The organism is Microcoleus sp. PH2017_34_RAT_O_A, from assembly GCF_020737885.1.
Taxonomy (GTDB): domain Bacteria; phylum Cyanobacteriota; class Cyanobacteriia; order Cyanobacteriales; family Microcoleaceae; genus Microcoleus.
On record NZ_JAEQDD010000149.1, the window covers coordinates 1 to 10,553 of the forward strand.

8 protein-coding genes are annotated in these 10,553 nt (G+C 46.5%); 4 read left to right on the forward strand and 4 right to left on the reverse strand.

What is annotated here, in order from left to right; genetic code table 11:
* Positions 1–95: 95 nt before the first annotated feature.
* The 4 genes from JGK11_RS31080 to JGK11_RS31095 form a co-directional block, all read right to left on the reverse strand.
* Positions 96–1,964, reverse strand: a complete 1,869-nt coding sequence (locus tag JGK11_RS31080; RefSeq protein ID WP_293199358.1) for a tetratricopeptide repeat protein — start codon at positions 1,962–1,964, stop codon at positions 96–98.
* Between the two features lie 65 nt (positions 1,965–2,029).
* Positions 2,030–2,824 carry a Uma2 family endonuclease gene (locus JGK11_RS31085; protein ID WP_293214259.1) on the reverse strand — a complete coding sequence of 265 codons (795 nt, stop codon included), beginning with the start codon at positions 2,822–2,824 and terminating at the stop codon, positions 2,030–2,032.
* A gap of 128 nt (positions 2,825–2,952) precedes the next feature.
* Entirely contained in the window at positions 2,953–3,201 is a 249-nt protein-coding gene (locus JGK11_RS31090; protein WP_293214261.1) for a type II toxin-antitoxin system MqsA family antitoxin, read from the reverse strand.
* Between the two features lie 12 nt (positions 3,202–3,213).
* On the reverse strand, positions 3,214–3,477 hold the full coding sequence (locus JGK11_RS31095) for a DUF433 domain-containing protein (RefSeq protein ID WP_293214264.1): 264 nt from the start codon (positions 3,475–3,477) through the stop codon (positions 3,214–3,216).
* Positions 3,478–3,508: 31 nt separating this feature from the next.
* Here JGK11_RS31095 and JGK11_RS31100 point away from each other — a divergent pair, with 31 nt between their 5' ends.
* The 4 genes from JGK11_RS31100 to JGK11_RS31115 form a co-directional block, all read left to right on the forward strand.
* Entirely contained in the window at positions 3,509–4,321 is an 813-nt protein-coding gene (locus JGK11_RS31100) for an ABC transporter ATP-binding protein (protein ID WP_293214267.1), read from the forward strand.
* A 232-nt stretch (positions 4,322–4,553) separates the two neighbouring features.
* On the forward strand, positions 4,554–5,291 hold the full coding sequence (locus JGK11_RS31105) for an ABC transporter ATP-binding protein (protein ID WP_293214269.1): 738 nt from the start codon (positions 4,554–4,556) through the stop codon (positions 5,289–5,291).
* Between the two features lie 117 nt (positions 5,292–5,408).
* Positions 5,409–9,380 carry a cobaltochelatase subunit CobN gene (cobN, locus tag JGK11_RS31110; protein WP_293214271.1) on the forward strand — a complete coding sequence of 1,324 codons (3,972 nt, stop codon included), beginning with the start codon at positions 5,409–5,411 and terminating at the stop codon, positions 9,378–9,380.
* 57 nt (positions 9,381–9,437) lie between these two features.
* Positions 9,438–10,553, forward strand: a 1,116-nt coding sequence (locus JGK11_RS31115) for a hypothetical protein (protein ID WP_293214274.1), incomplete at its 3' end; no start/stop codon positions are given.

Here is a 10,553-nt window from a genome sequence, read left to right on the forward strand (position 1 = left end):
CCTGTTCCACAAAGAGTTAATTTTATTGTGGGGTGGGCATCTTGCCCGCCCCCTTTCTTTCTTAGCAACAGGCAAGATGCCTGTTCCACAAAGAGTTAAATAGATTGCTGGTATTTTTCCAACAATTCTGGGATATAATCGTAGCCATCAACACCGATCGCCGGAATGATACTCGCTCGACTTTTCGCCAAAGACTGCTTAAAAGATTCAGCCCCCATTTGTCCGCGCAAAATTGTCAGCAAACCAGCCGATTGTCGCCATTCCATCGCCCCAATTTGCTCCAAAGTATACATCCCCAAACAGCCAGCAAAAATTGCTTGTTCTAGTTGATTCAGACTGTAATAAGCTTGAGCTAAATAAGCCAAATTGAGACCTTGGAGATATAAGTCGCCGGAAAATTGAGCCGCTTGCCAACCTTTGACCAAATACTCGATCGCACCGGCAGCATTTTCCAGAGCAATTTTAGCAATACCGAGGCTGCTGGAGCAAAAAGCTTGACTTTGGCGATCGCCCAATTTCTCCGACAGCAGCAAACCTTGCTCCAAATAACTAATAGCACTTTCGTAAACCTCCGGTTCCACCTCCTCCAACTGCCGCGCCTGGAACACCTCGCTGTAGCCCAAATTAGCCAGGGCGTTCGCCTCACCTTGCCGCTCTCCCGCCTGCCGTGCCATAATCAAAGCCCGCTGACTGTAATTAATCGCTTCCTGATAATTTTTTTGAGCCACATAATTGCGGCTAATGTGATTGAGATTGGCGACTTCACAGGCTTTATCTCCTTCCATCCGGGCAATTTCCAGGGATTGCTTGTGCAGTAAGATCGATCGCTCGTAGGCCCCAGCCGCCTGCATCGAATAACCCAAAAGCGTCAAAATTCGAGCCTTCGCTTGAGTACCTTCAACACGCCGCAGCGGTTCATCTAAATAATCCAAAGTATGCCGCAAAGCTTTACCATCAAACGAAGCAAAAATCCCGCCGTAAAGCGGAAAGTATTCCCGCTGAGAAAAAGTGCGTAAAATTTGCAAAGTTACTTGAAAACAAGCATTTGCCAACTGTTCGCCGCTCTTAGTAGAATTATTAAATCCACTAGCTAGCTGACTCCAAATTACAGAAAAAGTAATGTAAGTAGAAATCGAAGCTTTTGTGGACACTTTGGAATCGTAAACTTGCTTGTCGAACCATGTTACCAAAGCCCGTTGCAAACACTGCAAAATTATCGCCAATTCCAGCAACGTACCTAATTCTACATTAGACTGCTTGGCTGCAAATTCAACGATAGAATCACCCCTGGCAATAGTCTGTAAAAGAGCGTTAGCAAAGGCACTATTAACTTTTTTTGACCAAAAAGCCCAAGGCCCATTTTGTTCGGGACTGCCGGCGAATCCTAGCTGCTGTGGCTGATAAATCCAGCCGACGAGTTCCGGTTCCAAGCGCTGCCAAGATTCTAAACCTTTAGCAATCCCGGCTGTGATTTGCAGCAAATCTCGTTCGGTTTCGGGATTGGTAGTTTGCAGCATTTGTTGGTGCACAGATTTTGACAATTGCTGCAATTGATCGAGAGTCAGCGGATGTTCTTTATTGGGATCAATTATTTGCAATATTGCCAGGAGGCGGCCGTTAGATTCGGCGGCAAGGATTTGTTGGATGGAAGATGCGATTTCGCGATCGACGCGGTTATCCTTCTGCCAACGTTCCCATTCTCCTTGGATAGTTTTTAGCGCTCTGAGGCTGCGATTTGCCTTGGCTTGTTTGATTTCGTCCTTTTCATTTCTGAGCAGGTTATCGGTGGCATCGAGGCGTTCGCCAAAACAGCGTTCAAAGATTTCGCCCGTGCCGGTGCCAATGTCTTGCACCAACATTTGATATACTTGTTCTTTAGAGCGAATTTGACCTTTGAGGGTGATTTCGACAATTTTATCGATCAGTGCTAGGTAGCGATCGCGCAATGAAGTAGATTCTGGCATAAGTTATTTTTAGTTAATAAATTTTTATTGACACGGCGCGCCGTATTGCAGGCTGCTACTTAATTTTACAGATCATCTGGATTAATGCCCATGTCTCGGAGGCGATCGGCCAATCGATTTGCTCGCTGTCTTTCAGATTCAGCCCGCTGACTTTCAGATTCAGCGCGTTGTCTTTCTAATTCAGCCCGTTGTCTTTCAAATTCTTCTGGAGTCAGAACCCAATCGCCACTAGCATCGTACCAGCGCAGCCACAACCTCGAAAAACCTTGATAATTACCTTCCCACAAACCAATACCTAACTCCAATTCCGGTATCCAGAATCGCGAATCAGTTAAAACTTGTTCGCAGTAACGATTATCAATCAATTGAAATACTCTCAGTTGATTAGTGTAGCGACTAAAAACAAAGTAGTAAGGAATCTGCAAAATCTCTTCATAAACTCGCCACTTAGTAGGCGGTTTATTTCGGATTTCTGGTGTAATTCCCAAATCTTCATCTTCAGTTCCAGGTGACAGGAGTTCCACTACTACTAAAGGACTAATATTTTCTTGCCACATCACGTAGCTGAGGCGCAAATCCTCACCTCGATAAAATCTAGAAGCGCCCAAGACAACGAACCAATCGGGTCTTTTATACCAATTGAGATGATTGGAATCGTAGTATAGATTGAGGTCTGTCGCTATAAAGATTTGGTCTAGCGGATGGTTGCGGGGGCGGCAGGTTTGACGCAGCAGTTCGGGTTGATAGTCATGAAATTCGTCAGGCAAACCGGGCTCCTCCGGGTCTTCACTAGGTAGATCGTACATCGTAGGGAGCAGTTTTGTTTGGTAAGGCTGCGAATCCGGTACGTACATCGTCATAAAATTACCCGGGCGAGACGGCTTAAGGAGATTGAGGCGGTACGGTCATTAAGACATTATAGCGGTTTTCGATTTCTTGCGAGTGCCGCTAAGGGCGATCGCATCTTCCCAAACAAACCAAAAATTATTTACGTGTAACTCTTGCTGGGAATTTGAATATATGAATCCGGCATTTCATTCTGCTGGTGAATAGCAAAGAAACGGCGCTCAATTTCTTTGAGAACTGCTGCATCATAATAAATCATGCCACAATTCAGACAAATCTCAACAGGCGTGTTAGGAACTAGCAAGTATTTACCTTGATGGCTGTAAAGGTAATTGATTCTACGTTCCTCATAGCGGTTGCTACCGCAGGTATTGCATCGGATTTCTCGCATGAGTTTATATTTTTATTTGCCAACTTCCACCAGCAGAGGTTCGATGTGCTCGTGACTAACCAGTCGGTGAGCATAAACTAGACAAGCCTGAATATCTTCTCTTTCTAACCAGGAATAGCCTTCGAGAATCGTTTCAGGAGTGTCGCCAGCAGCTAACATTCCTAGAATGTGCTCAACTGCCAGACGGCGACCCCGAATAATCGGTTTTCCGTTAAATATTTGGGAATTTACTGTGATGTGTTCTAAGAGTTTTTGAGCATCCATAATTTGAGGCATAATTAGATATCTTATATTCTATCATTTGTTTATGAGTTCCGAACCCCTTACCCTCTCAAAAACTAATCCGGTTTTAGTCGCCCAAGGATTAACTCGGTGCTTCGGCGGTTTAGTTGCTGTGAACGACGTATCTTTCACAGTTCAAAAAGACGAGATTTTTGGATTGATTGGCCCTAACGGGGCTGGCAAGACGACTCTGTTTAATGTAATGACTGGACTGATACCGGCCTCTAGTGGCAATCTGATTTATCAAAACGAAAATATTTCTAAATTGCGGCCTTATCAAATTGCGAATAAAGGTATTGCGCGCACTTTTCAAAATATTAGATTGTTTGGAGAACTTTCTGTATTGGAGAATGTGGCGATCGCCCGACACATCCACAGCCGATCGCAAAATCCGGTATTATCGCTACTATCGGGGATTTTCGGCTTACCAGAATCTAACGCTATGGAGCGCAAAACCCAGCGGAAAGCCCTGGAATTGTTGGATTTGGTCGGTTTGGGCGATCGCGCGCAGGAACAAGCCAAAAACCTGCCCTACGGCGATCAGAGGCGTTTGGAAATCGCCCGCGCCTTAGCCCTGGAACCGCAAATCTTACTGCTAGATGAACCAGCGGCGGGGATGAATCCGACGGAAAAGCACAAGTTAAGTGATTTCATCCGGGAAGTGCGGGAACAATTCAATTTGACTGTAATATTGATCGAGCATCACGTACCGCTGGTGATGGGATTGTGCGATCGCATTGCTGTGTTGCATTTCGGTCAGTTAATTGCCTTGGGAGAACCTGCTATTGTGAGGAATGATCCGGCTGTAATTGAGGCTTATTTGGGAGATGAAAAATAGATTGTTCCTTGGGTGGGGGCGGGTTTATGAGATTATCGATTTCAGTCGATTATGGTTGGCGAGCCCGCCCCTAAAGGTATCATGTAAATTAAAATTAATATTAATGGCTGCAATCAATAGGTTTTTACCCAAATCTTGTACGGGCGGGTTAACCAATAATAACTGCCTAAAACTAACAATCTCATAAACCCGCCCGCCCCAACGACAAATATCAAAATCAGATTCACAATAAATGCACGAAACCCCACCAGAAACAACCCAAAATATCCTGTTAGAACTGAAAAACCTCTGTGTAAATTACGGAGGAATTCAAGCCCTGCAAAATATCAATTTAACCATAAATGCGGGCGAAGTTGTCAGTCTCATCGGTGCTAACGGTGCGGGGAAAAGTACGACATTGAGAGCAATTTCTAAAATAGTTAATTTGCGGGAAGGACAAATCATCTACAGCGGGCGCGATATTAGTCGCCGCCAAGCTCACGAAGTGGTAAAATTGGGAATCGCCCACAGTCCAGAAGGGCGAAGGGTTTTGGCGCAGCAGACGGTGTTAACTAACTTGGAATTAGGGGCTTATGTGCGATCGGACTTCGCAGCCATCAAAACCGATTTAAGCCGCCAATTCGAGATATTTCCGCGCTTAGCAGAAAGGCGCACTCAACTGGCAGGAACCCTTAGCGGCGGGGAACAGCAAATGCTGGCGATCGCCCGCGCGCTCATGAGCCGCCCGAAACTGCTATTATTGGACGAACCCAGTTTAGGCTTAGCACCTGCGATCGTCAAAGAAATTTTCGGAATCATTCAAAACCTACGCTCTACGGGCGTTACAATCTTGTTAGTGGAACAAAACGCCAATTTAGCACTCCAAATTGCCGATCGGGCTTACGTACTAGAAGCTGGTAACATTACCATCACAGGCATAGCATCAGATTTACTCAACAACGAACAAGTAAAGAAAGCATACTTAGGTTAATTCCGACATTTTTGGGTTCGTAGTGAGGACTTCAGTCCTCTTCATGAATCCCAAAAATCAGAGGACTCAAGTCCTCACTACAAACTTAACTACAAACTTATTATAGAGGATAAATTAATGCACAAAATAGCAGCTACGCCCGGAGGTTGGAACCCTCAAGCAGAAGGAGTAATTTTTATACAGCAAACCCCAGCACCAATCGTATTTATTAGTGCTGCTGACACTGACATTCAAACACTCGCGGCCGCCGCATCCAAAATGCCACCCGAATTCCCGAAAGTGCGGGCCGTAAATCTGCTTCAGTTGCAGCAACAATTAACCATTGACACCTACGCCGAGGAAATTTTAGAACGCGCAGAGGTAATAATTTTAAGGCTGTTAGGCGGGCGTTCTTATTGGTCTTACGGATTAGAAGTTCTGCGGGAAACGGTGCAGAAAACTAATGCGGTATTGATTGTGATGCCCGGTGAAGATAGTCCAGATCCGGATTTAATTAGTCATTCTAATGTATCGCTGTCCGCAGTCAATCAACTGTGGCGCTATTTCACAGAAGGCGGAGTCCAGAATTTTGTTAATGCACTCAAGTTTACGGCTGACACTTGTTTGAAAACTGCTTATAATCCGCCTCTTCCTCAAACAGTTTCTCGGGTGGGAATTTATGATTGGGGAGGAAATACAACGGCTGGTTTGGGAATTTTACTACCAGATTCCGATCCCCCTAAATCCCCCTTAAGAAGGGGGACTTTGAACCCAGATTCCGATCCCCCTAAATCGCCCTTAAAAACCGAAACTTTGACCACTTCTTGCCCCCCCCTTCTTAAGGGGGGCTGGGGGGGATCTCCGGGTTTACCAACCCTTGCTAAAGTCGGGATTTTATTTTATCGCGCTCATTATTTATCGGGAAATCTAGCACCTATTGATGCACTTTGTCAAGCATTATATGACCGAAATTTAGTACCAGTTCCCGTCTTTGTGTCTTCGCTGCGAGAACCGGATTTGCAAGTGGAATTGGTGGAACATTTTAAACCCAAAGATTCCGAACCAATTCAATTACTCATTAATACAACAAGTTTTGCAGTCTCGGGTTTCAACAATCTCGAACCGGAACAAAATAGCTTTAAATCCTTAGATGTTCCTATCTTGCAAGCAATCTTCAGCGGCGGCGGTTTGGAACAGTGGGAAACTGAATTACAAGGACTTTCGCCGCGAGATGTGGCGATGAATGTGGCATTGCCAGAAGTAGATGGGAAAATTATTACTCGGGCTGTTTCTTTTAAAGCTGTACAAACTTGGAACAGTGAATTAGAAACAGATGTGGTAGGATATGTCGCAGCGGACGATCGCATTTCATTCGTAGCAGACTTAACGGCGAATTGGGTGAAGATGAAGCAAACCCCCGCCGCCAACAGACGCATCGCCATAATTCTCGCAAATTATCCCACCCGCAACGCCCGCTTAGCTAACGGCGTTGGCTTGGATACGCCCGCTAGCTGTGTGGAAATCCTCAAGGCTATGCAGGAAGTCGGTTATCAAGTAGATAATATTCCCAGCAGCGGGAACGAGTTAATTGAAATGCTGATATCTGGCGTAACAAATGACCCGGAAGGACGGGAATTGCGCCCTGTAAATCAATATTTGGATTTGGCGGAATATCAAGAATATTTTGCAACTTTGCCGCAGCAAGTACAGGATGGAATTTGTAATAGATGGGGGTTAGCGACTGGGGAAAGAAGGACTGAAGTCCTTACTACGAACCTGGAAGGAAGGACTGAAGTCCTTACTACGAACCTGGATACGAATCTGTTTCCGATTCCGGGGATTCAATTCGGAAATGTGTTTGTCGGGATTCAACCGTCGCGGGGATACGAAATCGATCCGGCGTTAAATTATCACGCGCCGGATTTGGAACCAACTCACAATTATCTTGCTTACTATTATTGGCTGCGCGAAAAGTTGGGAATTGATGCGATTATTCATGCGGGAAAACACGGGAATTTAGAATGGCTTCCCGGTAAAAGTGTGGCATTGTCTAATAAATGTTATCCCGAAATCGCATTAGGCGCGCTGCCGAATTTCTATCCGTTTATTGTCAACGATCCGGGGGAGGGTTCCCAGGCAAAAAGACGATCGCAAGCCGTGATTATCGACCACCTCACCCCGCCGATGACTCGCGCCGAACTTTACGGGCCTTTGCAGCAGTTGGAAGCCTTAATCGACGAATATTGCGAAGCCCAAAGCTTAGATCCGTCGAGATTACCGATGATTCGCGATCGCATTGTAGCCCTTACCAACCAGGAAAATCTAGATAAAGACCTAGGTATCCAACTCAATAAATCCGAATTTACCGAGTTTATCACCCGCACCGACGGTTATCTTTGCGAACTCAAAGAGTCCCAAATCCGCGACGGATTGCATATTTTTGGTCAATGTCCCCAAGGTAGACAGTTGCGAGATTTGATAATTGCGATCGCCCGCCATCCTAGCACAAATCGTTCCGGCTTAACCCGCGCCCTCGCCAAAGACTTAAACCTAGACTTCGATCCCTTAACCACCGCAGGCGATTTAACCGCAGAATTAGAAGCAAAAGCTGCTGAATTAGTAGATGATTTAATCAAAAACATCCGCGTCGATCCGCGTTCATCTGCGGTTAAAATAGGAGAAGCAACCCAACAAGAATTAGATTGGATTTCCAACTATCTTTTACCTTCACTCCTCCAAACAAACCAAGAAATTACTAACCTGTTGCGCGGACTAGATGGGCGACACATCCCCAGCGGTGCATCCGGCGCACCCACCCGTGGGAGACCAGATGTATTACCCACAGGCCGCAATTTTTACTCCGTAGATATCCGCGCTATTCCCACAGAAACTGCTTGGAGAGTTGGCAGAGTTGCAGCCGAAACTTTAATCGAAAGATACACTCAAGAAAATGGTGAATATCCCAAAACTTTGGGTTTGTCTGTGTGGGGAACATCGACTATGCGGACAGGTGGAGACGACATCGCCGAAGCCTTAGCATTAATCGGAGTTCAACCAATTTGGGATGGGCCTTCGCGCCGGGTTGTAGATTTTGAAATCTTGCCTGTTGCTGTTTTGGGGCGGCCGCGCGTTGATGTTACTTTGCGGATTTCTGGCTTTTTCCGCGATGCTTTTTTTAATTTAATTGATTTGTTTGACTCGGCTGTCAAAGCTGTGGCGGATTTAGATGAACCTGCGGAAGACAATCCTTTAGCAGCACAAGTTAAACAAGAGATTTTGGATTTGGAATCGGCTGGTTTGAGTCGGGAAGATGCGAAAGTGCGATCGCAATTTCGAGTCTTTGGTTCAAAACCGGGGGCTTATGGTGCGGGGCTTCAGGGAATAATTGAAGCTCAAAACTGGACAGACGATGGCGATTTAGCAACAGCTTACATTAATTGGAGCAGTTACGCCTATACTTCCTCTAGTTCCTCAAATTTGCCTGGAGATGCAGCCGGAGTTCAACAAAGTGAATGGGGATGTTCGGCACCGGAAGCCTTTACACAGCGCCTCAGTCAAATGCAAATAGTTCTCCAAAATCAAGACAACCGCGAACACGATATCCTCGACTCCGACGATTATTATCAATTCCAAGGCGGAATGACTGCGGCAATTCGCAATTTGCAAGGGAAAAATCCTGAAACTTATTTCGGAGATAACTCGATTCCCGAAAATCCAAAAGTGCGACAACTCAAAGAAGAAATTGCGCGGGTTTATCGCAGCAGGGCGGTAAATCCGAAATGGATTGAAGGGGCGATGCGTCACGGTTATAAAGGTGCTTTTGAAATTGCCGCAACGGTGGATTTTTTGTTTGCTTACGATGCTACGGCGAATTGTGTTGAAGATTTTATGTATGAAGGAATTGCACAGGCTTACATTTTTGATGAAAAAGTTCAGGTATTTATTCAGGAAAATAATCCTTGGGCGCTGCGAGATATGGCGGAAAGATTGTTAGAAGCTCGCCAACGGGGGTTGTGGGAGAGTGCCAGTCAGGATATCCTTGATAAATTGCGATCGATCGCCCTGGAAGCCGAAGCAGTCATCGAATCCCACACAGAAATACGCAATTAACATCACCAGCCCACTTGCGGTAATATTTACTAATGTTTCGCGAACGGTGAAAGCTGTATGATTCGCCGCTACATAGCTACTCTGGGTACTAACATCTTAAAACGTACCTGCACCGCGATCGCTGCGATCGCCCTAACAACAGTCGGATGTTCGCCACCCAAGCCACCCAACACCGCAGCGACATCAAGCCCGATCGCATCATCCTCCGTCCTAACGCAGCCACCAACCTCTGTGTTAGCCAAAAACCCCAATAAACGCCAAAAATCCATCAGCGTTCCTTCCTGCGCCCAAAACGACCCATTTGGAGATTCAGTTAACTTTGCCACCAAGGCCGCCAATTTGGCCCAATCCGCCAATTCAAAACAAGAGTGGGACGAAGTAGCAGCCCAATGGGTGCAAGCGGTAGCCTGGATGCAAGCGGTTCCCCCCGGTAGTCCCAGGCGGGCGTTTGCTGAAAAAAAAGTCACCGAGTACATGAAAAATCTGGTTTATGCCCAACAGCAAGCGGGCGCAAGTCGATCGCAAGCCAGTACAGTCAGCTTCAGCAGCGATTTACTCGACGAACAGCTAGAACTATACCTATCCTACGTTGCAGCCGTCGGGCCGCCAGATGTTTTGATCGTCGGTAGTTCCCGGGCGTTGCAGGGCGTCGATCCCAAACAGCTAAAACAATCTTTGGCTGCTAACGGGAGTCCGGGTTTAAAGGTATTTAACTTTGCAGTCAACGGCGCAACTGCCCAAGTTGTTGACTTTCAACTGCGACGGCTGTTGAAGCCCGATTATTTACCTCAAATGATTGTCTGGGCGGACGGTGTGCGCGCATTTAACAGCGGCCGGGACGATCGCACTTTTAATTCGATCGTGGATTCTGAAGGCAGCCAGCTTTTAGCAGCAGGCGTTCGCCCCAAACTCCCGTCTGGTGAACCTAACGCAATGCCCCAGTGTTACAGATTCCCGCAGTCTTGTAACACCGATGGCGACGGGATTTTCCGCCGATCCCAGGCATCGGTCGATCGGGCTTTTAGCGGCGGGCAAGATGCCCACCCCACAGTCAAATTCCTCACAAGTGGAACGGGCATCTTGCCTGTTGCTGACTGGGGCGGGCAAGATGCCCACCCCACAGTCAAATTACTCAACAGTGGAACAGGCATCTTGCCTGTTGCTGACTGGGGC